The following is a 25873-nucleotide window of genomic DNA, read 5'->3' on the forward strand; positions in this document are numbered from 1 at the left end:
GGCAATGCATCACGAATGCGCGTACAGATCGTCGGTGTCCGTCCGCGCGTTCCGTGCGGCGCGCTTGTCGGCCGCGGCGTAGCGGGTGGCAGGCGCCGACGCGGCAGCCACGTTGTCGTCCTGCGACTTCGACGGGCCGTTCTGGTCCGAGCGTGCCACCTGCTGCGCCGCGGCGACGGCGCTCTCTGCGGCGGCGATATCGTCCGGGTAATGCGCTTCACTGCCGGCGGGGTTGTAGCCGGCCTTCTCGAGCCGGATGAGGTCGGCGCGCACGTCGGCACGCGTGAGGCCGTGACCGGTATCGGCGAACGACAATGCGGGGATCGAAGCGAGCACGGCAACTGCGAGGATTCGAGCGGCTTTCATGAGATTTCTCCTTGGAGGAAGTTGGGGTATCGATCACTCGGCATCCGGTGCGAACGTCTCGCACCGAACGTTTGCTGCATGTCGACAGTAGAACCCGCTCACGTATCCGGCATGTTTCCGAAACAGGGGCGTTGTGCAATCCGATGTTTCCGCAGCGGTTCCCGATACAGTGCGATACAAACCCGGTAACCAACACACCGCTCGCCCGCCCCTCCACCATGAAAAAAGGCGTGCCACGCGCGGCACGCCTTTCCGTCAGACCGATCCGGTCAGGTCACATCAGGGCGCAAGCCGCGTGAACACAAAATCGTGATTCTTCACGCGCGCCTGATGACACGCGAAGCAGGTCTGGTGCTGACCGATATCAGCCGGCACGCCGTTAATGAAGCGCCCGAAGCCCCAGCCGCCCGTCGACGCGTAACGGCGCGAATCCTTCACCATCACCTGCACGGTCGTCGCCTGGCCGGGCACCGTCGCCGGCGCAAACTCTTCGGACTGCTTGCGCTTATACGCGAGCTTCACGAGGATCGTACCGTCCGGAAACGGTAGCGTCGACCGTTCGAGCGCGCGGATCGCGACGGGATTGCCGAGGACCACGCGCAATTCGTCGAGCGGCGCCGCTTCCTCGGCCGGCGCAACCATTTCCCACTTCCGGTAGCCGGGCGGGATCGTCACGCCGTAGATCGGCGACGCCGCCGGCTTCGGCTGCTCCGCGAACGCGGCCGGACCGCTCGCCGACCACGCGCTCGCCAGCAGCGCGCCCGCGACGAGCGCACGGCGCGCGCCGCGGCGCAACGCACCCGTGTCTGCCCGCATCACAGGTGTTCCACTTGCAGGATCGCATCCGCGAATGCCTGCGGCGCTTCCTGCGGCAGGTTGTGGCCGATGCCGCCGGTGATGGTCCGGTGCTGATACTTGCCCGTGAACTTCTTCGCATAAGCGGCAGGCTCCGGATGCGGCGCGCCGTTCGCGTCGCCCTCCATCGTGATCGTCGGCACGGTGATGGCCGGGCCGGCGGCGAGCCGCCGCTCGATGTCGTCGTATTGGGCTTCGCCCTTCGCAAGCCCGAGGCGCCAGCGATAGTTGTGGATCACGACGGCCACGTGGTCGGGGTTCTGGAACGATGCGGCGCTGCGCGCGTAGGTTTCGTCGGAGAACTGCCACTTCGGCGACGCGAGTTGCCAGATCAGCTTGTTGAACGCGTCGCGGTTCGCCGCGTAGCCGAGCGCACCGCGCTCGGTCGTGAAGTAGAACTGATACCACCACTGGAATTCCGCCTGCGGCGGCAGCGGCTTGCGGTTCGCCTCCTGGCTGCCGATCAGGTAGCCGCTCACCGACACCAGCGCCTTCACGCGCTGCGGCCAGAGTGCCGCGATGATGTCGGCCGTGCGCGCACCCCAGTCGTAGCCGCCGAACACCGCGCGATCGATCTTCAACGCATCCATCAGCGCGACGATGTCGACGGCCGTCACCGCCTGCTGGCCGTTGCGCACGGTGTCGGCCGAGCGGAACGTCGTCGACCCGTAGCCGCGCAGGTACGGCACGATCACGCGATAGCCGGCCGCCGTGAGCAGCGGCGCGACTTCCGCGTAGCTGTAGATGTCGTACGGCCAGCCGTGCAGCAGGAACACGACGGGGCCGTTCTTCGGTCCGAGATCCGCATACCCGACGTTCAGCACGCCCGCGTCGATCTGGTGGATCTTGCCGAGCGAGGCCGCGCCGGCCGCGCGCTTCGGCGCAGACGCATCGGGCGCCGACTGCGCGCGTGCCAGCGAGCCGAACCCGAGGTCGGCGAGGCTCAGGCTGGCGAGTGTCGTGCCCAGAATCAGGCGGCGGCGGGTGTTCACGGTATCAGGCATGACGCGTTCTCCATTGTCGATCGCTAAGGAAGTGGCCCGCGGCGCGTGCGGGCGTTCAGGTATCGCCGTTCACGGCGGCGGCACGTGGCACCGCGCCGCCCTTGTGAATCGCTTCACCGGTTTTATATCCGAACCATCCGGAGGCTTTGTATCCCAACGTATCTGTGTTCCGGTACGACATACAGCGATTCAAAAATCACCTGCGAAACGGCGCGTCCCGGGGCCGCGCGGCACACGCGACCCGGTGCGCCGGCGCTTCAGAACAGCTTGACGATCGCCGGTACGCTGAGCACCGCGACGTAATACCCCATGAACTGCACGCCCGTGTTGAATGCGAACAGGCGCGACAGCATCCCGCCGAACAGGCCGACCGTGACGATCACCGCGAGCCCCGGCAACTGCCCTTCCCACACGCCGATCACGACGATCAGCCCCGCGAATGTCGCGATGATCGCCTCGTGGCTCAGCTTGCGCGCGACGAACGCCGCCGCGCGGTGCGCGTGATGCATCGCGAGCGGATACGCGATCAGCGCGGCCAGCAGGATCGACAGCAGGCCGTAGCCGAGGAACTCCGGCCAGCTCATCAGCGTATGCAGGTTGTGAATTTGCCCGCTCGCCGCGTCGACCGTGAAGCGCGGCGGCGCATTGAACAGCGGCGCGGCCGGGCCTGCCGCCACCGGGCTCAGCGGCAACCCGAACGCGATCAGCGGGATCAGCGCCTCCGCGATGTAGGTCGCCTCGGTCACGCCGTTGCGCGCGGCGATCACGGTCGTCAGTCGCTGATACGCATGGCGCACGCGCGCGCCGACGATCTCGCCCATCAGCACCGTCATCGCGACCGGGCTGAACACGAAGGTCGCGCTCGACACGACGGCCGTCCCGACCGTCCATCCGACCTGTTCGCGGTCGAGCACCTTCAGCGGATTCGGGAAGTAACCGCGCCAGCCCTTCACGTCCGGCGCGAGCACGAACGTCGACGGCCCGTCGCGGCGCATGCGCCGCCGCTCGGCCGGGGACAGGATCGCGAACAGATCGGCGACCAACGGACCGATCGCGATCCCGAGGAAGTAGCTGACGCTCAGCTTCACGCCGTAACGACCGGTCAGCGCCTGCAGCCCGACCACCAGCATCACGAACGGCACGAGCAGCAGCACCGACGCCCAGCGCCTCGCCGAAAAATATGCGATGCCGACCGCTGCCGCGAGGAACACCCACGGTGCGGCCTTCGCGATCGCCGTGCCGAACGGTGCGAGCAGCGACGCGAACAGCACCGCGAGCGGCAGCGCGACGAACGCCGCGACGATCGCGCCGGAAATCATCTTGCGCAGCGCGATGTGCGGTACGCCGAGCGCGCGCAGCAGCGTCGCCTGCTGCAACAGCGGCGCGGCCATCGTGTCGCCGGGAATGCCGAGCAGCGCCGTCGGGATCGAATGCGTGATGTGCTTGGCCACCGCGCCCGCGAGAAAGAACGTGAACACGCCGGCGGGCGGCACGCCGAGCAGCGCGACAAGCAGCGTAAGCGGCGCGATCGTCGTCGTTTCGTCCGTGCCGGAGATCAGGCCGATGCCCGAGAACACGATCGCGCCGAGCAGCCCCATCGCCAGCGCGGACGGCAACGCATGCACGAATGCGTCCATCAGCGGCCTCCCGTGCGCGCCCGCGCGGACGACGCTTCGTAGGAAGCGAACAGGTCGAGCAGCCCGAGTTCTTCCATTTCGGCACGCGCACTCGGTGACAGGTCGCTTGCCGAGCCGAGGCCGCCCGATGCTTCGGCAAGTTGCCGGAGCGCTTCGTCGCGCTCGGGGCCGCCGGCCGCGTGCTCGATCACCGTGCGCTTCGGCTTGAACAGCAACGCGCACAGCACGCCGCCCAGCAGGCAGCCGCCGAGGCCGATCAGCATTGCATAAGCCCGCGCGATGGCCGCATCCCGCACGAACGACGCGAGTGCGAACCGGCCGGCCTCGAAGGCGCCGAGGCTGATCGCGACGCCGAGCAGGACCGACCATGCCAGGTGTTTCGTGGCGACCGTGTCGCCCCACACCTCGACGAGCGTGTCGGCCGACGCATCGACATGCGCGGCTGGCCGTCCGCGATGCGGCACCGCCGATACGGCGCTTGAACCGGTCTGTTCCATGTGTCTCCTCCTTGATTGATATGTCGCCGGCCGTACCGGCGCGTCATGCGGCATGCCGCACGAGGGCCGCGGATCAGCCGTCGCTGCGCCCTGCCAGCAACGCGACCGCGAAATCCGTGCGCACGTCGTTCGCCGCGACCATCCGTTGCGCGATCCGGTCGATGTCCGCGCCGGTTGCGCCGGCCGCCACCGCGATGTTGCGCGCATGCAGCGCCATGTGGCCGCGCTGGATCCCTTCGGTCGCGAGCGCGCGCAGCGCCCCGAGATTCTGCGCAAGCCCGACCGCGACCGCAATCTCGCCGAGTTCCTGCGCCGACGTCACGTTCATGATCTTCAGCGCGAGACGCGCGAGCGGGTGCGTCTTCGTCGCGCCGCCGACGAGCCCGACCGGCATCGGCATCTCGATCGTGCCCACGAGGTCGCCGTTGTCGGCCCTCTCCCACGTCGTCAGCGACGTGTAGCGGCCGTTGCGGCTCGCATACGCGTGCGCGCCGGCTTCCACCGCGCGCCAGTCGTTGCCGGTCGCGACCACCACCGGATCGATGCCGTTCATGATTCCTTTGTTGTGTGTCGCGGCGCGGTACGGGTCGGTCGCCGCGAATACGTATGCATCGATCACCCGATCGATCACCGCTTCGCCCGAATAGTCGTCGGTCGCGAGCGTCTGCGCCGAGTACCGTACCTCTGCGCGCGCCAGGCGAAGATCGGCGAGATTGGACAGTATCCGCAACCGTACCTGCCCGCCGGTGATCGCTTCGATGCGGGTCGCGACGGCTTCGGCCATCGTGTTGACCGTATTCGCGCCCATCGCGTCGCGCACGTCGACGATCAGGTGCGCGACCACCATCGCACCGCGCGGCGTGTCGGGAAACACGTGTACCTCGATGTCGCGACAACCGCCGCCGAGGCCGACGAGCACCTTGTCGCGACTGTTCGCCAGTTCGATCAGTTCGGCCGCGTGCCGCAGGATCGCGAGCCGCGCGCCGTACGGGTCGCCGACGCCGATCACCTGCACCTGCGCGCGCATCAGCGGGCCGCTGCTCGACGTGCGAAAGCCGCCGGCCGCGCGGGACAGCTTCGCCATATACGATGCGGCCGCCACGATCGACGGCTCCTCGACGGCCATCGGCACGATCACGTCGCGATCGTTGATCCGGAAGTACCCGGCCACGGCCATCGGCAGCTCGAACGTGCCGATCACGTTCTCGATCATCCCGTTCGCGGTATCGAGCGGCAGCGCGCCCGGCGAAGCGAACAGCGCGTGCTCGGCATCGCCGAGCCCGACGACGCGGGCGAGGTGGGACAAACGTTGTGCGGGCGTCAGCGCACGGAAATTCGGCAACGCGGAATCGATGGACATGATGTCGTTCTGTCTCGGGGTGGTGGTGTGGCCTGCCACGGTTGCGGCGGGCAGCGGATAGCCGAATAATAGTCACGCTGTACCCATTGAAAAGGTACAGACCGACCAGACAGCCGGACATCCGTACCCATGACAGTGAATCCGCCCGACGGAACATCGCGATGAAACAGCGTGCAAGAGCCAGCCTGTCTGGCGCCATGGCGGACAATCTCGCCAGACAGATCGAGGAAGGCGTGTTGACGGCCGGCGCGAAACTGCCTTCCATCAGGGAATACGCCGAGGCGTCCGGGTGTTCGAAGAACACCGTGATCAGCGCGTTCGAGCTGCTCGCCGCCGATGGCCTGATCGAGCCGCGCCGCGGCTCCGGCTTCTTCGTCACGCGGCGCGCGGCGGCCGCGCCCACCATCGACGAGCCGAGCTCGCTCGACCGCGCGATGGACATCGTGTGGCTGATGCGCGAGCAGCTTCACGAGAAGCCCGACGTGCTCAATCTGGGCGAAGGCTTCCCGCCGATCGAATGGCTCGAGGAGACGCGGCTGAACCAGTACCAGCAGCGCATCATGCGTACCGGCTCCGCGTCGCTGTTCCGCTACGGCAGCCGCTTCGGGTATCTGCCGCTGCGCCAGTCGCTGCAGCAGAAGCTCGCCGGCTACGAAATCGAGGCACCGCCCGCGCAGATCGTACTCACGCACGGCGCGAACCAGGCGATGGATCTCGTGCTGCGCTACTTCGTGCGCCCCGGCGACACCGTGCTCGTCGACGACCCGGGCTACTACCCGCTGTTCGGCAAGCTCAAGCTGAGCGGCGCGAACGTCGTGGGCGTGCCGCGCGAGATCGACGGCCCCGATGTCGCGAAGCTGGCCGAGCATATCGCCGCCTACCGGCCGAAGCTGTTCTTCACGCAATCGGTCGGGCACAACCCGACCGCGACCGATACCAGTGCGGCCAAGGCGCACCGCATCCTGCAGCTCGCCGAGGCGCACGACCTGATCATCGTCGAGGACGACGCGCTGGCCGACCTTCGGCCACGCTCGCTCACGCGCATCTCGACACTCGATCAGTTGCGCCGCACGATCTATATCGGCAGTTTCTCGAAATCGGTATCGGCAGCGCTGCGCGTGGGTTTCCTCGCGTGCAATGCGGCACTCGCGAGCGACCTCGCCGACGTCAAGATGCTGACCCATGTGAGCAGCTCCGAGTATTGCGAGCGCACGCTCGACGCAATCGTCAGCGACGGGCATTTTCTCCGGCATACGAATCATCTTCAGGAGAAGCTGCGACGTGCGACCGGCACCGCCCTCGACGCGCTCGACCGGCTCGGCGCACAGGTCTATCGGCCGTGCGAGCAGAACCTGTATCTGTGGGCCGCGATGCCCGGCTGGCCGGATTCGATGGCACTGGCGCAGGCGATGCTGGAGCGCGGCGTGATCCTCGCGCCGGGCGCGGTGTTCTCGCCGCAGGCCGATCAGCCGTCCGCGTATTGCCGGTTCAACGTCGCGTATCTGGCCGACAAGCGGTTTGCGCACGCGTTGAAGACGCTCACGTCGCAATGAACGCGGGCCGGCATCGCAACCGGCCCGCGTTTTCCCGTCAAACCCCGCTTACGCGCGACGCAACGGCCGGAACCCGGCACGCACTTCTCGGGCAAACAGCTCCGGCTCCTCCCAGGCCGCGAAATGCCCGCCCTTGTCGACTTCGTTGAAGTAGATCAGGTTGCGATAGCTGCGCTCGGCCCAGCTGCGCGGCGCCTGGTAGATCTCGCCGGGGAACACCGTGATCGCCGCCGGCAGCGAGATGTCCACCGCGTTGAAGTTGTTCGAGTGATCCTCCCAGTAGATCTGCGCGGCGGACGTCGCCGTGCCGGTCAGCCAGTACAACGAAATGTCGTCGAGAATCTCGTCGCGCGGGATCGAGCGTTCGGGTACGCCGCCGCTGTAGGTCCACTGCGAGATCTTGTCGTACATCCACGCGGCCTGACCCGACGGCGAATCGGCGAGCGCATAGCCGACCGTCTGCGGGCGCGTGACCATCATCGCCGAGTAGCCGCAGTTGTCGCGGTAGAACGTCGCGAGCTTCTCGTACGCGGCCTTCTCCTTCGGCGACAGCGATGCCGGTGCCGGCGCGTCGGTCTGAAGCAGCGTCGCGATATCCGGCGGCACGGTCGCCGGCATGTTCACGTGAATCCCGGCCAGGCCCTGCACGCGCTGCATCGCCATCCGGTGCGAGATCACCGAGCCGCAGTCGCCGCCCTGCGACACGAAGCGCGTATAGCCGAGGCGCGCCATCAGCTCGCCCCATGCACGCGCGATGTGATCGGAGCCCCAGCCCGTCTTCGTCGGACGGCCCGAAAAACCGAAACCCGGCAGCGACGGCACGACGACGTGGAACGCATCGTCGGCACTCGCGCCGTGTGCGGTCGGATCCGTCAGCGGGCCGATCGCCTTCAGCAGCTCGAAGATCGAACCCGGCCAGCCGTGCGTCATGATCATCGGCATCGCGTTCGCGTGCCGCGAACGCACGTGGATGAAGTGAATGTCGAGCCCGTCGATTTCGCTGATGAACATCGGGAAACCGTTCAGGCGCGCCTCGCCCTTGCGCCAGTCGTAGTCGGTGCCCCAGTAACGGAGCAGCGCCTGCATGCGCGCGAGCCGCACGCCCTGCGATTCGTCGGCGACGGTCTCGCGGCCCGGCCAGCGCGTCGCTGCAATGCGGCGGCGCAGGTCGGCCAGCGCTTCATCGGGGATATGGGCGGTAAACGGACGTATGCCGACGCCGCCGGTTGCCGCCTGCAGCGCGGTGGGCAGCATCGCGGATACGCCGGCGGCCACGGAAGTGGCCAGCAGGTGGCGACGCATCGGGGAAAACGGTGTGGAAGACATCGTTCGGCATCTCCTTTCGTGAAGTGGAAAGTGAACATGCCGCGCGGCGGGGCGCGCTTTCGCTTTCATTCGGGCGGGCGCCGGTTGCGCGGCGTTGCCCATTTGAAAGGTCTGACGTATCGGGGATGTGTCTGGTTTGTACGCGTTTGTAGCCGGGACGCGACCCGCGCCGTCAGGGCGCGATCCAGCGGCCTTCGTAGCCGTCGCCGCTCACGTCGAACACCGCGCGACGATGGCCGTCGCGGGCGAGGTCGAGCCAGTCGATGCGCGTCACCGTGACGTGGAGCAGGCAGAAGTTCCGGTAGCCGTCGTCGGTGGTCGCCGTGCCCGTGCCCGGGCTTGCGGTGACGTGCGCGTCTTCCGGCGACTCGATCGGTGTGCCCGGGCGCAGCGGTGCACGATACAGCAGCAGCGTATGCGGACGGCTCGATTGCCAGACCGCGCGACGTTGTGCTTCGTCGTCGCACATCGTCGCAACGCCTTCCGCGCGAATCTGCACGAGTGAATCGAGATCGTACGCGACGATCGCGATACGCGGATCGCGGCGCAGCTCCACGACCTTCTCCGAGCGCGCATCGGTATGGAACGACAGCCGATGATCGGCGCGGCTCACCTGCCGCAGCACGATCGTGCGCACCTTCGGCGCGCCGTCGAGGCCGAGCGTCGCGGCCTGCACCATGGTGAACGGCGAGCGCTGTGCGCCGACGCCCGACTCGAGGCACGACCAGAGGCGGTCGTACGTTTCCGTGAGCGATTCGATATCGATGTCGGACATGATGATCTGGCGATCCTGCGTGGTTCGATCACGCCAGCTTAATCGTTTCGGCGGCGGGATTGCGTTGCAGGCCCCCGCCATGCGGTTCAGTTGTAGCCGAGGACGACGGGTGCGGCGTCGCGCGTGTCGGTCGAATCCGCGCCGAAGCGGCCGAGCACGTCGGCGACGTACTGCGGACCCGCGCCGATCTGCGATGACTTGTGTTCGACGGGAAGGATACCGGCCATGCGCGGCGCTTCGTCCATCCGTGCGGTGTCGTTGACGACGATACTCATGTGTCTCTCCTCCTCACGCGGCCAGCGCCGCACCATACGCGCGCACGAGGCGCGCCACGCCTTCCCGGATCGCGTCGACGTCGGGCGCGGCGAACGACAGCCGCAGCGAAGCGGCGTCGACGTTGTCCGCGAAGAACGCCTTGCCCGGCACGAACACGACCTTGTTCGCGATCGCCTGTTGCAGCAGCATGTCCGACGACACCGCGCCGATCCGCGCCCACACGAACATCCCGCCTTCGGGACGATGGAACGTGATCGCATCGCCGAAGCCGTCGCGCAGCGCGTCGCACATCGCATCGCACTTGCGCTTGTAGGCCGCCGTGATGCGCGGCAGATGACGCTCGAGCGCGCCGGCGGCGAGATATTCGGCGGCGGTGGCTTGCGTCCACGGCGCGCTGCACAGGTCGACCGTCTGCTTCGCGATCACGCAGCGCCGCGCGATTTCGGCCGGCGCGATCGTCCAGCCCACGCGCAGCCCCGGCGCGACGATTTTCGACAGGCTTGCGAAGTGCACGATCCAGTCGCGTGCGCCTTCGACTTCGTTCGCGAGCGCAAGCATCGACGGCACCGGTTCTCCCGCGAAACGCAGGTCGCCGTAGGGATCGTCCTCGACGATCAGGAAACGGTATTGCACTGCGAGACGCAGCAGCTTCAGGCGGCGTTCGCGCGCAAGCGTCGCGCCGGTCGGATTCGCGAAGGTCGGCACCGTGTAGAGCAGCTTCGGCTGCACGATCGCGTCGGATGCGAGTTGCGACGCGAGGCGGTCGACGTCGAGGCCATCGCCGTCGACGGGGATCGTCACGATGCGCGCCTGCTGCAGGCGCATCGCCGACAGCGTCGCAGGATACGCCGGCTGTTCGGTCAGCACGACGTCGCCCGGGGCGACCATCACGCGCAGCAGCAGATCGAGGCCCTGTTGCGAGCCGGTCGTGACGAGGAGTTCGGCCGGCGTGCACGTCACGTTGCGACGCGCCATCAACGCGATCAGTTGCTGCTTCAGTTCGGCAAGGCCGTCGGTCGGGCCGTATTGCAGGCAGCGGACCGGCTGCGCGCACGCGCGTTCGGCAGCCGTGTTCAGGCCGTCGACGTCGAACAGGTCGCTGGCCGGGTAGCCGCCCGCGAACGAAATCATCCCCGGCTCGGAGAGGTACTTGAACAGCTCGCGGATCGGCGAACCGGCGGGATTCTGGAATGAAGGCGTGAACGCGTACATGTCGTCGTGATCTGGGTGGCGGCGACGGCCGGGATAGCCGACAGGGGCCGCCCGCCAAGGCGCGCTTCTGGCGCAACGGCGGGAATTCGAGCCACGATTGTCGATAGTCATTAACGCCGCGGCAAACGATATCTATGCACTAGGTCTTGCGGTTTGGTCATCAATTGGCGGCAGCAGGCCGGTGCTTGCCGGCGGTGCGAAAGCACGCGACCGGGTGGACCGGGTGGTCGAGATGACCGGCGGTTCTCGACCCGTTGCCGACTTTCGGCTCAGCGTGATCGCAAGGGCATTTTCCAAAGCAACGTTTCAAATCTGAAACATTGCGCACGTTCCGGTTGTCCGGGCGCACCCCATGCGCACATGCGCCGACACAACCGCTGATTCCCGCCATGCTCGCGGTCGGCGAGTGCCTGGTTGCCTGTCCGACACCGAGGACTCGCTCGCCGGGGGAGGGTCTCGCCATCGCTCGCCGGCCGCTGCTTCAAGATCAAAACCGATCGTGATGTGCCCGCCGTCCACGTTCAACCGCGCCGCGATGGACTGCCGAGCCGATCCGGTGGTTTCAAGACTGACACATTTCGCACGACAACCGGGACTTCGGCTCGCATCGATGCCGCCTCATGAGCCTGGAACGCACGCTCCGAACGCCGTGGCACGCTCCGTGCGTTCGCGTCAAACGCGCTGGGCCAGCCGTCCCGGCGCTTAACCAAAAATTTCTACAGAGTCCGCGTCCGACGCACCAGTAAAAGCGCTTTTTCGGTGCAGAACGCATCGGGGGACACGATGAGAACAAGCATCATCATTTCGATCGCGGCGGCGTCGGGGATGAGCAGCGGCGCAGCAACGATCGCACCGGGAGCGGTCTCCGGCAGTTGCCGGACATTCCGACAGGCATCCGCGCCGAATCAGAAACCGCGGAAGTCTGTGCGCGCACGACCGCACCATGCCACCTCTCACGTCGTCGGCATGAGCACCCGCGTATCGCGGGCTATGGACTGCAAGCCGCAACGCACGCCCTGAGCGCCGCCCGGCCTTTCACCGAAAGGCCCGGACCGTCAGGATGTACCCGCCGCCGTCAGCGAAGCCTGAACCCCACGGTTCGCTCCGCCGCGTACGGATTGCCGGGCTCATGAAATATCGTCGATAAAAGTCTTCCATTCAATCATGAATCGGACTCGGAAACGACCTTATTCGGTCATCGCACTTGCGCTTTCGCTGGTCGTTCTGTTCCTGATAACTCACCCTTATACAGGCATTCGACACGACGCGATCCTGTATACCGCGCAGGCGCTATATAACGCTCATCCCGAGAATTTTTCGCACGACCTGTTCTTTGAATATGGCTCCCAGGATCGCTGGACGATTTATGGCCGAATCTTCGCGAAGCTCGTCTCAGCGTTCGGGCTCCGCGCGAGCAATCTCGCGTGCCTGATCGCAGCGCAGGCACTCTGGTGGAGCGGCATGTGGCGGCTGACAAAGAAACTGCTGCCCGAACCATGGCATTGGCTCGCATTGTTCTTCGTTGCCTGCATGCCGTCCGATTACGGCGCAGGGTTGATCTTCTCGTACGACGAAGGCTTTCTCACCGCCCGGCTTCCTGCCGAAGCGCTTGGCCTGTGGGCGCTTGCGTCGATGCTCGAGCGCCGATATCGCATTGCCATTGCGCTGACAATCGTCGCAACTGCCGTTCATCCGCTGATCGGCGGCGCTTCGTTTGTCTTCGTCGTACTCGGCCGGATGCCACGGGCGAAGTGGTGGCGGCTATTGCCGCTCGCGCTGATCGCTTTCGCCGTCGTCCAGATGCCGCCGTTCAAGGCGCTTCACCTGTATCCGTTCGATCCGGAATGGCGGTCGATCGCGCGCTACAACGCGCCATTCCTGTTTCCGACCTTATGGTCGCTCACTGTGTGGAGCAAGGTGTGTTGGGCTATCGCACTTCCTGCCACGCTATGTGCGACCCAAATTCAGGATCACCGGACGCTGTGGTCGAACCTCACGCTGATCGGTGTTGCCGGTGTCGCGCTAACCACGATCGCGGACTTGACCGGACAGGACGCGGTCTGGATACAGCTGCAACCTTGGCGCGCGCTGTGGCTGCTGACGTTGATGCAATGGCCTGCGGCGATATTGCTCGTGCGACGCGAGTGTCACACGCAACCGACGCTGATCTGGTTGTTCGCGATTTGCTGGCTACTGCTCGACGTCGGCGGCGGAATCATCGCGCTGGCAATCTCCGTGGCGCACAACGCGACGGCCGGACGGCCGGCACCCGGCGCTCCGAGGGCACTTCTCAGCGACCTCGCCCCGGCACTTCGCTATACGTGGATCGGCACGACGCTCGTTGCCGCGACGGTCTGGATCGTCTTCCAGTGCGCGTATCAGGTCGGTCGCGTCGCATATCCGACCGGCAGCGTGATGCTGGACATCCCGTGGCTCGAAACGCTCATTCACACGCACCTGGCCGTCACATTGGTCGCGTTGTTCGCCATGCTCAATCTGTCGCGCAAACGCATCGCGGTCATCGGTCTACCCGTCATGCTGGCCGCATTCGCCGGCTACGGACTTGTCAATATCGACCAGCGCTCGGAACCGGCCAAGATAATGGAAGCTGGCGCCGACCGCGCGGACCTCGCGCCATTCGAAGGTACGGTCGCACGCGGCGACATCGTCTATTGGGACGGCCCGGAGGACGAAGTCGTCTATCCGTGGCTAATGATGAAGACGTCGAGCTATTACTCGTCGACACAGGCTGCGGGTCTGATCTTCCACCGCCGGACTACCTTCGAGGCCGTACGGCGGGTCGAACTGATCAAGCAAGACCCGTATGCCGCGCGACCACGCGGCGACAACGGCACGGAAAAAAAGTCGACCGTTTTCGTGTCCAGGTATGAATACGTTCCGCTGACCCGAGCGGGCATCCAGCACATCTGTGCAGACCCGGTGCTGGATTTCATCGTGTCGCATCAGCGCTATCCGGAGCTGGTGACCCGCTACGCCTGGTCACCCGAACCCAACAACACTGTCTGGCTGTACGACTGCCGCAGCATCAGGACGACTGCCGCAGCTCGGAACGCGTCATTCATGAGCACGCAACAAGCCAACAAGATCAACGCGGTGCCCGCGCGACCACCAACTGCCGCTCGAGGCGATGCATCCCGATCTCGGCCCGCGCCAGCACACGACGTTTGAACGCGAAATCCCAATCATCGATTCGACATGGCAGTTTGCCGTCCAGCTGGCGCGGCCGATACGAAAGTCAATGGACCAGCGACCTAAGACTCGGGGTGACAACATGGATCAATCGGTTGACGTACTCATCATCGGCGCGGGGCCGGGCGGCCTCACCGCCGGCTATCTGCTGACCAAGCAGACCGAGCTGTCGGTCGCACTCGTCGAGAAGGATCCTCACTATGTCGGCGGCATCAGTCGTACCGAACGGTTCAACGGCCACTGCTTCGACATCGGGGGACACCGCTTCTTCTCCAAATCCGCGGACGTGGTCGCACTGTGGCATGAACTGTTGCCGGACGACTTCATCGAGCGCCCGCGCAGCTCGCGCATCTTTTACCGAAACAAGTTCTACCGTTACCCACTCGACGGAATCGAGGCCCTGCTAAATCTCGGCATCATCGAAAGTACTCGCTGCGTGCTTTCGTACCTTGCAGCCCGCGTCAAGCCTTGCCCGAACCCGAAGTCCTTTCATCAATGGGTCGCCAATCAATTCGGAGAACGACTTTTCTCGATCTTCTTCAAGACGTATACCGAAAAGGTCTGGGGCATGTCGTGCGACGAGATTTCGGCCGACTGGGCCGCGCAACGCATCAAGGGCCTGAGCCTGTCTACCGCCATCGTCAGTGCAGTGAAGCGCTCACTCGGCATCCGGTCGCGCAAGACCCAGGTCAAGACCCTGATCGAATCCTTCCATTACCCGCGCCGCGGCCCCGGCATGCTGTGGGAAGCCGCCGCCCGGAAATTCCAGGATCAGGGCGGACGACTGTTGATGGGACAAGCTGCCGGCGCGATGCACTACGACTGCCGCGCGCAGCGCTGGCTCGTCGAAACCCTCGGCCAGGACGGCCAGATAAATCGCATCAGCGCGCGCGACGTGGTGTGCACCGCGCCGCTGCGTGAAACGCTTAACGCAATTTCACCCGCTCCGTCATCCGCGGCTGCGGCGTCGAAGCTGCAGTATCGAGACTTCATCACGGTCGCACTGATACTCGATCGGCCCGCCACATTCACGGACAACTGGATCTACATCCACGACCCGTCCGTCAAGGTCGGGCGCATCCAGAATTTCGCGTCGTGGTCGCCCGAGATGGTGCCGGACGCGGCGACGGGCGGTTGCCTCGGACTCGAATACTTTTGCTTCAACGGCGATTCGATGTGGGAAAGCAGCGACGCCGATATCACCGAACTCGCGATCGTTGAACTCGAGAAAATCGGTCTTGCAACGCGCGACCAGATTCGCGGATCGCGCGTCGTTCGTCAGCCGAAAGCATATCCCGTGTACGACGACGAATATCGCGACATCGTGGATCAGGTCCGCACGGATCTGGCCGAGCACTATCCGAACCTGCATCTCGTCGGCCGTAACGGAATGCACAAGTACAACAATCAGGATCACGCGATGATGACCGCGATGTTGACCGTCGAGAACATCGTCGCCGGGCACAAGCTTCGCGACGTCTGGGCCGTCAATGAGGACGCGGAATATCACGAGAGTGGCCGCGAACCGCAAGCCGGCGCATCGGGGTTGCGCGCGGTCCCGGCCCGCACTGTTCAGTGGGGGCGGACATGATGTTTTCCAGCTATTTCGTCGTGAGCGCACTGTCGCTCGTCGCCGACTGGTCTCTGTTCCTCGCGCTGACCTCGACCATGCAGATCGATGCCGGAATGTCGGCGTGGATGGCGTACCTGATCGGCGGCGTCGTGAATTACATGCTTTCGCGCCGCTTCGTATTCCGCTCGGAGACGACCGGCCGCCGGCAGCTCGGCGAAGCGCTGCTGTTCGCGGCGAGCTGCGGGTTCGGTTCGCTGCTAACTGGGGGCATCGTGCACGTTGCTTCGGCACTGCTCGGCAATAACGCCGCGAAATGCATCGCGGTGACGGTCAGCTTTATCACGCTGTATCTGATTCGCAGGGTCGCCGTATTCCGGGTGCCGGGACCGCATGTACCGGCCACCGTATTGGCGACTAAGCGCCGGGAAGTCGGCGGCGATGCGCGCGTCGAGGCGACGGTTCGTTGAGGGCTGTGTGCGAGGCGGGTGGCCAGGGTCTGCGCAGAATTCCAGGCACGCCCGCGGCGTCCGCGCTTGAGGCAGAGCCGCGTTTCGTCCACGTCCGTCCGGCCCGCACACGCCGCGACACCATCAACGCCATGACGCCGGGCGACACGCCTGCGTGCGATCGGATCGAGCCAGGCCAGGGGCAAGCTGCGCCGCGCTTGCACCCTTGGCCCGGCCGGTCACGCGCGCTGGACACGCAATGGGCGCACGTGAATCGCGAGCTATTCGCCCGGAGGAGAGACTCCCTTCCTGACGTAGCAGGCAATCGCCTCGAGCATGCCGACGTCGAGGTCCTGCACGCGGTCGGCACCGAAGTGGGTCAACCACATGCGCGCGAGTTCCGTCTGCGTCGTCGTGTGCCCTGTCGCGGCAGGGGCACACAGGTCTTCCAGTGCTGAACGCTGGTCCATGTCTTCTCCGTGATTGCTGATGGTCGGGACGTTGCCGGCTCCTGTCGCGATCGAGACGCCGTCAGACGGCCTCCAGGGCGAGGGCGATGCCTTGGCCGCCGCCGATGCACAACGTCACCATGCCGCGTTTCACGCCATCGCGGCGCATCGAACGCGCAAGGCGGGTCGTCAAGACGGCACCGGTTGCGCCGATGGCATGACCGTGCGCAATCGCCCCGCCTTCGACATTCACCCGTTCCTCGTCGATGCCGAGCTCCCGGACGACCGCGATCGGCACGGCGGCAAACGCCTCATTGATCTCGAAACGCTCCACGTCGTTCAACGACCATCCGGCACGCGCGAGCGCCATCCTGACTGCCGGCACGGGCCCCAGTCCGAACATGCCTGGCTCGACCGCACCCACGCCATACGACACGAGCGTCGCGATCGGCTCGATACCACGCGCCTCGGCATACTCCCGCTCCGCCACGATCATCGCCGCCGCACCGCTGTTCAATCCGGGCGCATTGCCCGCGGTGATGGTGCCGTCGGAGCGAAACGCGGGCTTCAATCCGGCAAGCGACTCGACCGTCGTGTCCGGCCGCGGCTGCTCGTCGCGCTCGAATCTGACGGTCTGTTTCCGCCCCTCGATTTCGACCGCGACAAGCTCCGGGTCGAACGCCCCGCGTCCCTGAGCCTGCGCGAAGCGCTGCTGCGAACGCGCCGCCCACCGGTCCTGCTGCGCGCGCGTGATCCCCATTGCTGCAACGAGATCCTCCGTGTGCCATCCGGAATGCCGGTTGGAAAACGCGTCGACGAGGCCGTCCCCAAGCATGCTGTCGACGATCCCTGCATTCCCCATCCGATGGCCCCATCGCCCGCTTTCCAGCAGATACGGGGCGCGGTCCATGTTTTCCATTCCGCCCGCTACCGCGACCGAACCGAATCCAAGCCAGATTTCCTGGGCCGCGTTCACGATAGCCTGGGCACCCGAGCCACACACGCGGTTCACAGTAAGCGCAGGCACAGCCACCGGAACGCCACCCCCGATGGCTGCCTGACGCGCGGGATTCATCTTGTTTCCTGCCTGGACGACGTTGCCCATCACGACCGCGGCCAATTCCGCCGGATCGACGTTGCTGCGACGTACCGCTTCGCGGACCACGACTGCGCCGAGCGCGGTCGCGGCAACGTCCTTCAACGCGCCGCCGAACGCGCCGATGGGCGTTCTGACGGGACTGCAGATCACTACCTGTCGTGCAACCATTTCCACACTCCATTCAAAGGTCGGTTCCGGCTGAACGGATAGCACCGCCGCCGCACGAGTCGCCTGCCGGGATGGGGTACCGCAGCGCCTGCCCGGCACACGCGGAAAACCTGCTGTTGCGCTGCCGGGCGCGAGGAAAGGCGACGCGCGCCCCTCCATCACGTCAGATCGACACCATTTCGAAATCTTCCTTGCCGACGCCGCACTCCGGACATTTCCACTTGGCTGGAATGTCTTCCCAGCGCGTTCCCGGCGCGATGCCGTCGTCCGGCGCCCCCCGTTCTTCCGAATAAATCCAGCCGCACACCAGACACATCAACGTCCGCATCTCCACCGCTGTCGTGCTCATCTCGCCAACTCTCCAAAATTCGACATCTGTCGCGTCACAAATTCGCGCACCTGCTCGCGCACCCTCGCGTCGGACAGGATTCGCCCATGCCCCGCGCCCGGGGCCGGCCACAGCGTCGCCTCCTGAAGACCGGCCACGACCCGCTGCGCCTCGCAGTACGGCACCACAGAATCGGCCGGATCGTGCACGACCAGCACCGGAACATCGAGCGACGTGCCGCGCGCGAGAATGTCCCAATGGCTGACCGGTACGCCGTTGCGGCGATGCAGCTCCGCAAAAATGCGCTCGACCACCGGGCGCGGGAGCGCCATGTCGCGGCTCGCCCAGCGCTCCAGCACCTCGGTCAGCCCGCTCGTCGGAGCGATCAGCACGATGCAGCGCAACGATGCGCGGCGCGAGCGTTCCGCCAGTGCGGAAACCGCCGCGATCGAACCGAGCGAATGCGCGATCACCACGTGCGCGCCTTCGATCGCGTCGAGCACCGCGCCCGTCGCGCGGGTGAACTGCGTCATCGTCGTATGCTTGCCCGGCGAACGACCGTGAGCAGGCGCGTCGAATGACGCCACCGAGAAGCCCAGGTTCTGCATCGGCTTCACGAAGCTCAGCATGCTGCTACTGTCGGTGCCCCAGCCGTGCACGAGCAGCACGCGCGACGCCCCGCCCTCCCAGCAATAAGCCCGGTCGATATCCGCATTGCCCTCGATCGGCGTCTCCGTGGCGCCGAGTGGCACCCGATCGCTGACAGGCAGCCCGTAGCCGCGCGTGAAGCCGAACGCGTCGGCCGCCCGCCTCCCGGCAATGCGCGGCGCGAAGGCATTCAGCATCCGGAACGCACGGCGACTCAGTTGCACGCGCAACGATGGCGCATTCGCCTTGCGCCGTGCGATCGGCGAGGCTTCCGTATGGTTCGCGGACACCATCACCGGCCCTCCGCCGCCGTATGCGCGCCGACGGGCACGGCTTCCCGGGACAGGCTCCGGTAGTAGCCCGACTCGGTGTCGTAGAAATGGCAATGACGAATCACGTGCCAAAGATCGCCGAACGTGAAATCCTTTTCGCGGATCATTCCCGGGAACGCCTCCTTGAGCGCCGCCTGGGCCTTCGGCAAGTTGTAGAACGGCACGATCGGCGCGACGTGGTGCGCCGTATGCACCGAAATGTTGTGAGTCATGAAATGCAGCCACTTCGGATACCGGTAGTCGGTCGTCACGAGCAGGCGACTGGCGTTCGGCGTCCAGTGCTGCGACGGCAGGAACGGGATGTCGTCCGACGTGTGGTGCATCAGCGTCGTGGCGCTGAACCAAGCGTGAATCATGAGCCACGGCACGACGAAGTACAGGAACAGGCCCGTGATGCCCGTGAAGTAGATCAGCGCCGGGAAGTAGAGCGCCGACGCGATCAGCACGAACGCAATCGAGCGTTTCACGTCGCGCCGCATCTCGCGCTTCGGATAGAAGCCCGGACGGAATCCCGATTCCCTCCAGTAGCTGACCGTACCTGCCCAGAACAGCCACTTGCGGGTACCGGCGTACTCGAGACGCTTCAGGAGCGACATGCGATCGTAAAGCGGCGCGGGAATGGGCCGCCAGTCCGTGTCGAGTTCGAGGTTGTTGGTGTTCGCGTGATGCAGGTTGTGCGTATGGCGCCACGCGTGGAACGGATACAACAGCGGCAGAAGCGACAAATGACCGATCGCCAGGTTGAACCATCGAGAGCGGGAGAACGAGTTGTGCCCGCAATCGTGCGCGATGCAGTGCAACCCCCAGCCGCCCAGCCCTGCGAGCAGCCACAGCGGAACATAGAACAGCCAGTGCGGTGCGTACGCGATGCCGACTATCGCGCCGATGTACGCGGCATAGCTCACCACGAAACCGAGAACGCCACGCCACGCACGCGGTTCGTACAACGACTTTGGAATCGCGTCGGTCAGCCGCACGCCCTCGAGCGCCTTCGATTTCTGCAGGAATTCGTCGAAACGCGCGGGCGGCGCGCTCGGGACGGTGTATTTTTTCGTCATGTCGATCTCCCGCTTACGCAGCCTGCAAGCCGAGCTCGGTCGACAGGTGGCGCGCCAGTTCGTCGATGCTGTTGTGTTCGAACAGCAGCGCCGGAGACAGCCGCTGCTCGACGACCTTCTCCAGATCGCCCGACACCTGCACCGCGACGATCGAATCGAGTCCATATTCGTCGAAGCGCTTCGCGGGGTCGATGGCAGCCCGGTCCACCTTCAACTGCCTGGCGAGCCGGTCGATCAGCCAGCTACGGATCGACGCTTCGGTGAGGGGGCCGATATCGGCGGCCATCGCCTTCTTGCGGCCGAACAGACCACCCAGAATTCCAGCTTGAGACATGATGAATAATCCTTCTATACGAGGGAAATGAACGAAATCACGACGGCAACTTTCTTCAATACGGCTGCTTGGCGAGCTTGCGGATTGCGGACGGCCCGGGTTGGCGCAGGTCCCACACGACGCCCAGCTTGCCGAGTGTCCACAGCACCCACGCGCTGAGATCCGGCTCGTACCACTTCACCGAGTGGCGATATGAAGCCGGGAATGCGTGATGGTTGTTCTGCAGGCCTTCGCCGAACGTGAGCACGGCGACCGTCCAGTTGTTTGCGCTGTTGTCGTCTGTCCTGAACGGCCGTCCACCGAACATGTGGCACACCGAACCCACGCACCAGGCGGCCTGGTTGGCCAGGAAAATCCGCGCGAAACCGCCGAACAACAGACCGTTCCACGCGCCGTGCCAGGAGCCGGCAATGGCGCCGCCGATCCCGGCTGGCAGCACGAGACCGAGCACGATCCACCAGACATAGGTACGGTGATAGAAAAACAGACGGCGATCACGCAACACGTCGGGTGCGAAGAACGTCCAGCCCGATACGTCCGCGGCCAGCATCCACGGCATGTGCGCATACCAAAGGCCGCGCAGCTTGGCGAACAGGCCCTCTCCGACCAGGTTCGGTGAATGCGGATCGCCTTGCTGGTCGCTGTACAGATGATGACGGCGATGCGTCGTCACCCAGAACATGATCGGTCCTTGGGCGGCCATCGACCCGCAGATCAGCAGCAGCCCCTCGAACCACTTCGAGGTCCGGAACGTCTTGTGCGCGAGATACCGATGGAAGCCCATCGTGATCCCGCCCATATGCAGAAAATAGAACACCCCGAACAGCACCAGATCGGTGACGGTGAAGTCTCCCAGCACGAGTTGGCGTGCCGCCAGCGCAAAGCCGGCGAGCGGCACCAGCATCACGGCCAGGGCGGTATAGCGCTTGACGCGCGCACCACTGCCCTTTAGCGGCGAAACTCCGGGGATCTCACCGTCGGCGGCCGACAGCCCGCCGGCGGCAGTCACGCCGGGTGCAACCTGAATCGACGAATTCATAGGATTCTCCAAACGCTAACAGGATTACGGCGAAGTTGAGGGGGCCGCCGCGCGGCGCTTCGGGGCGTAGCGCACCTCCGTGACGAGCCCCAGCGCGTCGAGCAGGCGGATGATCCAGGCGGAGGGATCGAGTTGCCAGAACGTGTGATCGTTGTTGGCGAAGGCCGGCTGCGCGTGATGGTTGTTGTGCCACGCGCCGCCCACCGAAACGATCGCGAGCAGGCCCAGATTGCGACTGTGGTCGCGCGTCGCGTGCGGACGGGTGCCGATGGTGTGGCACAGAGAATTGACGGCCCATGTCGATTGATCGAGCAGGAAGATTCGTGCGAGACCGCCCCACAGGAAGCCACCGACGGCCCCGAACAAGGCCTGCCCCGCGGGCGCGAGCAGCGCACCCGCGAGCGCGGGTATTGCGAGGCCGAGCACCACCCACCACGCGTATCGAAGATTGAGATTGACGATCAGGCGGTCGCGCAGCAGGTCCGCGGCATACGCGCTCCAGTTCTCGCGCCGCACGGTGAACAGCCAGCCCACGTGACCGTGCCAAAGGCCCGCGAGCCGGCTCGGCTTGCCGTGCCGGTTCGCGCGCGGGCGCGGCGAATGCGGATCGCCGTCCTGATCGGTGAACGCGTGATGCATCCGGTGCGTGGCGGCCCAGAACAGGATCGGCCCCTGGGCAGCCATGCTGCCGAGTACGCCAAGCATCACGGTGACGATCGGCCGCCCCTTGAACGAGCGGTGCGAAAAATATCGGTGCATGCCGGTTTCGACGCCGATCGCGGTCGAGAAATACATCACCGCCAGCAGCACGAAGTCTGTTGTGCGAACGCCGAATATCCACGTGTAGGCGATCGCTAGCGCGAAACCGAGCGCGGGAATGCCCACGGTCAGATAAGCAAGCCTGCGTGCGCGCACGTCGGTATCGGCTTCCGCGACAGGGGTGGCTGCCGGCGTACGCGAAGCCAAGGAATCCGCTTCAGCCATGACTGGCTCCGAAGAAAGAAAGCGACGATGGAATTTGGAAATGAAGTGCTGGCGGGCGGCTCACGTGCGTGCCTCGAGCGCGCTCAGGCGACCTTGCTGGAACGCCTGCTTGCACGCTTGCCGGCGCACCTTGCCGCTGGTCGTAAGCGGAATCGAGCCGGTCGGCCCCAGGTGCACCACCGCCGGCGACACCCCGTGGTCCCGCGTGACCGCCAACGTGATCGCCGCGCGCACCTCGCGCATTTGCTCGGGATTCAGCCGGCGCGAGCGCTTGAGTTCCGCGACGATGACGAGCGACTCCGCTGGACCGCCGTCGATCGAAAACGCCACCACGCCGTTCGTGCGAATCGCGTCGTGCGCCGATTGCACCGATCCTTCGATGTCGTTCGGATAGAGATTGCGCCCGGCGACGATCACGATGTCCTTGATCCGCCCGGTCACGAACAGCTCGCCGTCGTTCAGAAAGCCGAGGTCGCCCGTGCGGAGGTAGCGCACGGGTTCGCCCTCGCCGTCTCCGTCACTGAGCGAGGCCGCGAAAACGTCGGCGCTGTCGTCGCGATTCAGATAGCCCGCGGCAACGTTCGGGCCACTGAACCAGATTTCACCGATGGCCCGGTCCGGCAGTACGCGCTTCGTCTCAGGATCGACGATCAGCAGCCGATGCCCGGCTGCCACGGGGCCGCACCCGACCAGCGTGGTACGCCCGCGCACATCGGATTCCGACGCGTGTAGCTCGCACCGGCCATGAGCAAGTGCATCCTTGTCGACATCGATCAGGGTGATCGGCGAACGCCCCACCTTGCCGGATACATAGAGCGTCGCCTCGGCCATCCCGTAGCAGGGCACCACGGCGCGACGCTCGAAGCCATACCGGCCGAAGCGCGCGAAGAAACGTTCGAGCGTCGCGTGGCTCACCGGCTCCGCGCCGCAAAATACGTGCTGCAGCGAGCCGAGATCGAGCGTGTCTGCCTCTTCGTCGCTGATGTTGTCGACGCACAGGTCGAACGCGAAATTCGGCGCGACGCTGGTGGTCACGCGGTAATCGCTGATTGCCTTGAGCCAGCGATACGGCCGCTGGACGAAATGCTGCGGCGACAGGATCACGAGGGGAAAGCCGCTGAACACCGCGAGCAGCAGCGCGCCCATCAGTCCCATGTCGTGATACGGCGGCAGCCACGTGCACCCGACACGATCGCGATCCGGGCCGATCCGTTCGGCGATCACCGCGCAGTTGCTGACGAGGTTCTCGTGCGTGACGACTACGCCCTTGGGCTCGCCCGTCGATCCGGACGTGTACTGAAGCAGCGCCGGCCGGTCCAGGTCGACACCCCGCACCGCGTCCCGCATGCCATATGCCGACGCTTCGATTTCGTGGAACGCACTTTCGTCGAGCGTCAGCAATGCAGGCGCGTCACGCTGACCACCGTAGAGCGCGTCGAGCTGTGGCTGCAGTGAGCGATGAAGCTTGCCGGCTATGACCACGTCCGGGTGAGCATCGCGACAAATCGATGCGAAGCGGGCCACCGCGCGCGCGCCTGCCGGCGGAAACGAGGGTACCGCGGTGGCACCCGCCAGCAGGATGCCGAACAGCGCCGCGACGTAACCCAGACCGGGTTCGAGCAGCAGCAATACGCGCCGCTCGTGCAGCGGGTGCTGCAGAACCATGTCCCGCACATGGACGGCAGCGGCGGCGAACTGCCCGTACGACCAGTTCACGACATCGTCCTCGCCGTCGCGAAGAAAATGAAATGCGATCCGCTCCGGCGTTTGCTCGGCGCGCGCTCGAAGAATGTCGAGCAGGGACGAGCGCTCCGCCATCTCGGCGGAGGGGGGAATACTACCGGTCATCATGAGGCCCTCGGATAATCGATGTTGTTGTTGTAAAAGCTTCGTGCGCGAACCCGTGCCGGACGACACGCTTGCATCAGCGCGCGGCCGCGGATGCAAGCGCTCGAGGTCGGGTATCGACCGGCGCACACAGGATCGCGGTAGCCAGGCCAAGCGCGATCTGCAGATAACAGAGGGTGCGGAATTCGGCGAGGCGCGCTATCGCATTGCCGGTGATGGCAACCGTCAGCGCGACGCCGAAAACGGATCCCACCTGGCGTATCGCCTGGTTGACCGCCGAGCCCACGCCAAATCGCGCGGGCGGCAGATGCGCGACGGCCGCCGCTGACAGCGAAGGCATGACCATGCCGACCCCCAGCCCGGTGAGGAGCGCACCCGGCAGCCACGCATGCACATAATCCGGATTGACCCCGGGCACCAGCGCGAACCAGATGCTCGCCGCCGTGGAGATCAGGCTGCCCGTCACCAGCAGAATCCGGTGCCCCGCGCGCGCCGCGAACCGTCCGCACACGATCGCCGTGGGAACGACGAGCAGCGGCCCGGGGCTGCCGGCCAGTCCCGCACGCGTCAGCGAATACGACCAGACACCCGTGGTGAACAGGAACGTCTGAAAAAACATCATCGCAAAGCCGATCGCGAAGCACAGCGAAGCAAGATTGATGAAGCAGTAAGTCCGATCCCGAAACAGCGAGAGATCGATTGCCGGCGTACGCACCCTGCGAGCCCATGCAACGAATGCCGCCAGCATGCCCATCCCGCCTGCGACTGCGAATGCCACTTCCGGCGAAGTCCAGCCGACCGCCTCGGACCGCACCAGGCCGACCGCGATGGCGCCGACGCCAAGAATCAGCAGGACCACCCCCACCAGATCGAGCGGTGCACCGCGCTCGGGATCACGCGACTCGTCGAGAATGCGCCACCCCTGCCATAGCGCGATTGCGCCGAGCGGCAGGTTGAGAAAGAAGGCCCAGGGCCAGCCGAAGCGATCCACCAAGAACGATCCGAGGCTCGGCCCCAATGCCCCGGCTACGCCGCTGACTGCGCCCCACAGGCTCACGGCCACTGACCGTTTGCCGACCGGGAACGCCGCCAGCAGGATCGACAGCGATGCAGGCAACAACAGCGCCGCCCCCGCTCCTTGCACCGCGCGCATTGCCCAGAGCATCTCGACATGGGTGGCAACGCCACAGCCGAAAGATCCTCCCAGGAACATGGCGAGTCCGAACAGGAACGTGCGCTTGCGGCCGCGCAAGTCGGCAAGGCGGCCCGCCGGCACGAGCAACGCGGCGAAGACGAGCGTGTACGCGTTCAGAACCCACGACAGGCCGGCAGAGTCGGCATCGGGAAACGCCCGTCGCAAAGCGGGAAATGCCGCATAGAGCACGGTCACGTCGATCGAGACGAGAAACACCGCCACGCTGGCGATCCAGAATACCGGCCACGGTGAAATCAAGCTCGGCTGCGCCTGCGCGGCGGACACGCTGGGTCCGTTCATG

Annotated in this window: 25 protein-coding genes; 5 read left to right on the top strand and 20 right to left on the bottom strand. The window is 65.5% G+C overall.

All coding sequences use genetic code 11. The features are described 5' to 3' along the window. Positions 1–9 precede the first annotated feature (9 nt). From WS66_RS10885 to WS66_RS10915, 6 genes are all read right to left on the bottom strand, one after another. Positions 10–366: a DUF4148 domain-containing protein gene (locus tag WS66_RS10885; protein ID WP_059601148.1), complete on the bottom strand. Its 357-nt coding sequence runs from the start codon at positions 364–366 to the stop codon at positions 10–12. 279 nt (positions 367–645) lie between these two features. Then, on the bottom strand, positions 646–1182 hold the full coding sequence (locus tag WS66_RS10890; RefSeq protein ID WP_059601145.1) for a cytochrome P460 family protein: 537 nt from the start codon (positions 1180–1182) through the stop codon (positions 646–648). Next, entirely contained in the window at positions 1182–2225 is a 1044-nt protein-coding gene (locus WS66_RS10895) for an alpha/beta fold hydrolase (protein WP_059601144.1), read from the bottom strand. The genes WS66_RS10890 and WS66_RS10895 overlap by 1 nt, the downstream gene beginning before the upstream one ends. A 257-nt stretch (positions 2226–2482) precedes the next feature. Further along, on the bottom strand, positions 2483–3862 hold the full coding sequence (locus WS66_RS10905) for a tripartite tricarboxylate transporter permease (RefSeq protein WP_059601140.1): 1380 nt from the start codon (positions 3860–3862) through the stop codon (positions 2483–2485). Beyond that, positions 3862–4359 (bottom strand): hypothetical protein, encoded by a 498-nt coding sequence (locus WS66_RS10910; RefSeq protein WP_059601137.1) that lies wholly within the window; start codon positions 4357–4359, stop codon positions 3862–3864. The genes WS66_RS10905 and WS66_RS10910 overlap by 1 nt, the downstream gene beginning before the upstream one ends. A gap of 73 nt (positions 4360–4432) precedes the next feature. Further along, on the bottom strand, positions 4433–5719 hold the full coding sequence (locus WS66_RS10915) for a hydroxymethylglutaryl-CoA reductase, degradative (RefSeq protein WP_059601134.1): 1287 nt from the start codon (positions 5717–5719) through the stop codon (positions 4433–4435). A 161-nt stretch (positions 5720–5880) separates the two neighbouring features. Between WS66_RS10915 and WS66_RS10920 the strand changes: the two genes are divergently transcribed. Next, positions 5881–7272: an aminotransferase-like domain-containing protein gene (locus WS66_RS10920; RefSeq protein WP_059601132.1), complete on the top strand. Its 1392-nt coding sequence runs from the start codon at positions 5881–5883 to the stop codon at positions 7270–7272. A gap of 48 nt (positions 7273–7320) precedes the next feature. Here WS66_RS10920 and WS66_RS10925 read toward each other — a convergent pair whose 3' ends face one another. The 4 genes from WS66_RS10925 to WS66_RS10940 all read right to left on the bottom strand — a co-directional run bounded on the left by WS66_RS10925 (position 7321) and on the right by WS66_RS10940 (position 10861). Continuing rightward, a complete protein-coding gene (locus WS66_RS10925; RefSeq protein ID WP_059601130.1) occupies positions 7321–8598 on the bottom strand; it encodes an epoxide hydrolase family protein in 1278 nt (425 codons plus the stop codon). A gap of 172 nt (positions 8599–8770) precedes the next feature. Next, the gene (locus WS66_RS10930; protein ID WP_059601127.1) at positions 8771–9373 is read right to left on the bottom strand and encodes a pyridoxamine 5'-phosphate oxidase family protein; all 603 of its coding nucleotides are present in this window, start codon (positions 9371–9373) and stop codon (positions 8771–8773) included. Between the two features lie 86 nt (positions 9374–9459). Further along, positions 9460–9648, bottom strand: a complete 189-nt coding sequence (locus tag WS66_RS10935; protein WP_059601811.1) for a hypothetical protein — start codon at positions 9646–9648, stop codon at positions 9460–9462. A gap of 13 nt (positions 9649–9661) precedes the next feature. After that, complete coding sequence (locus tag WS66_RS10940) at positions 9662–10861, bottom strand: aminotransferase-like domain-containing protein (RefSeq protein ID WP_059601125.1); 1200 nt, start codon at positions 10859–10861, stop codon at positions 9662–9664. 97 nt (positions 10862–10958) lie between these two features. Here WS66_RS10940 and WS66_RS33625 point away from each other — a divergent pair, with 97 nt between their 5' ends. From WS66_RS33625 to WS66_RS10955, 4 genes are all read left to right on the top strand, one after another. Beyond that, the gene (locus tag WS66_RS33625; RefSeq protein ID WP_159086538.1) at positions 10959–11177 is read left to right on the top strand and encodes a hypothetical protein; all 219 of its coding nucleotides are present in this window, start codon (positions 10959–10961) and stop codon (positions 11175–11177) included. 848 nt (positions 11178–12025) lie between these two features. Further along, complete coding sequence (locus WS66_RS10945; protein ID WP_059601122.1) at positions 12026–14050, top strand: hypothetical protein; 2025 nt, start codon at positions 12026–12028, stop codon at positions 14048–14050. Continuing rightward, complete coding sequence (locus WS66_RS10950; protein ID WP_236872891.1) at positions 14010–15662, top strand: NAD(P)/FAD-dependent oxidoreductase; 1653 nt, start codon at positions 14010–14012, stop codon at positions 15660–15662. The genes WS66_RS10945 and WS66_RS10950 overlap by 41 nt, the downstream gene beginning before the upstream one ends. Positions 15663–15682: 20 nt before the next feature. Beyond that, the gene (locus tag WS66_RS10955) at positions 15683–16111 is read left to right on the top strand and encodes a GtrA family protein (RefSeq protein WP_236872892.1); all 429 of its coding nucleotides are present in this window, start codon (positions 15683–15685) and stop codon (positions 16109–16111) included. Positions 16112–16371: 260 nt separating this feature from the next. Here WS66_RS10955 and WS66_RS10960 read toward each other — a convergent pair whose 3' ends face one another. From WS66_RS10960 to WS66_RS11005, 10 genes are all read right to left on the bottom strand, one after another. Further along, complete coding sequence (locus WS66_RS10960) at positions 16372–16560, bottom strand: hypothetical protein (protein WP_059601115.1); 189 nt, start codon at positions 16558–16560, stop codon at positions 16372–16374. A 61-nt stretch (positions 16561–16621) separates the two neighbouring features. Beyond that, on the bottom strand, positions 16622–17806 hold the full coding sequence (locus WS66_RS10965) for a thiolase family protein (RefSeq protein ID WP_059601113.1): 1185 nt from the start codon (positions 17804–17806) through the stop codon (positions 16622–16624). Positions 17807–17969: 163 nt separating this feature from the next. Further along, a complete protein-coding gene (locus WS66_RS10970; protein WP_059532220.1) occupies positions 17970–18155 on the bottom strand; it encodes a rubredoxin in 186 nt (61 codons plus the stop codon). Further along, on the bottom strand, positions 18152–19075 hold the full coding sequence (locus WS66_RS10975; protein WP_059601110.1) for an alpha/beta hydrolase: 924 nt from the start codon (positions 19073–19075) through the stop codon (positions 18152–18154). The genes WS66_RS10970 and WS66_RS10975 overlap by 4 nt, the downstream gene beginning before the upstream one ends. After that, positions 19075–20172, bottom strand: a complete 1098-nt coding sequence (locus tag WS66_RS10980; protein WP_059601107.1) for a fatty acid desaturase — start codon at positions 20170–20172, stop codon at positions 19075–19077. The genes WS66_RS10975 and WS66_RS10980 overlap by 1 nt, the downstream gene beginning before the upstream one ends. A gap of 13 nt (positions 20173–20185) precedes the next feature. Next, positions 20186–20506, bottom strand: coding sequence for an acyl carrier protein (locus WS66_RS10985; RefSeq protein WP_059601105.1), 321 nt, complete (start codon positions 20504–20506; stop codon positions 20186–20188). A 55-nt stretch (positions 20507–20561) separates the two neighbouring features. Then, entirely contained in the window at positions 20562–21545 is a 984-nt protein-coding gene (locus tag WS66_RS10990; RefSeq protein ID WP_059601103.1) for an acyl-CoA desaturase, read from the bottom strand. 24 nt (positions 21546–21569) lie between these two features. Continuing rightward, the gene (locus WS66_RS10995) at positions 21570–22529 is read right to left on the bottom strand and encodes an acyl-CoA desaturase (RefSeq protein ID WP_059601101.1); all 960 of its coding nucleotides are present in this window, start codon (positions 22527–22529) and stop codon (positions 21570–21572) included. A gap of 60 nt (positions 22530–22589) precedes the next feature. Further along, positions 22590–24380: a fatty acyl-AMP ligase gene (locus tag WS66_RS11000; protein WP_236872893.1), complete on the bottom strand. Its 1791-nt coding sequence runs from the start codon at positions 24378–24380 to the stop codon at positions 22590–22592. Between the two features lie 73 nt (positions 24381–24453). Further along, a complete protein-coding gene (locus WS66_RS11005; protein WP_059601099.1) occupies positions 24454–25872 on the bottom strand; it encodes an MFS transporter in 1419 nt (472 codons plus the stop codon). Position 25873 lies beyond the last annotated feature (1 nt).

The sequence above is a fragment of the Burkholderia sp. LA-2-3-30-S1-D2 genome, from assembly GCF_001523915.2.
In the GTDB taxonomy this organism is placed as follows: domain Bacteria; phylum Pseudomonadota; class Gammaproteobacteria; order Burkholderiales; family Burkholderiaceae; genus Burkholderia; species Burkholderia diffusa.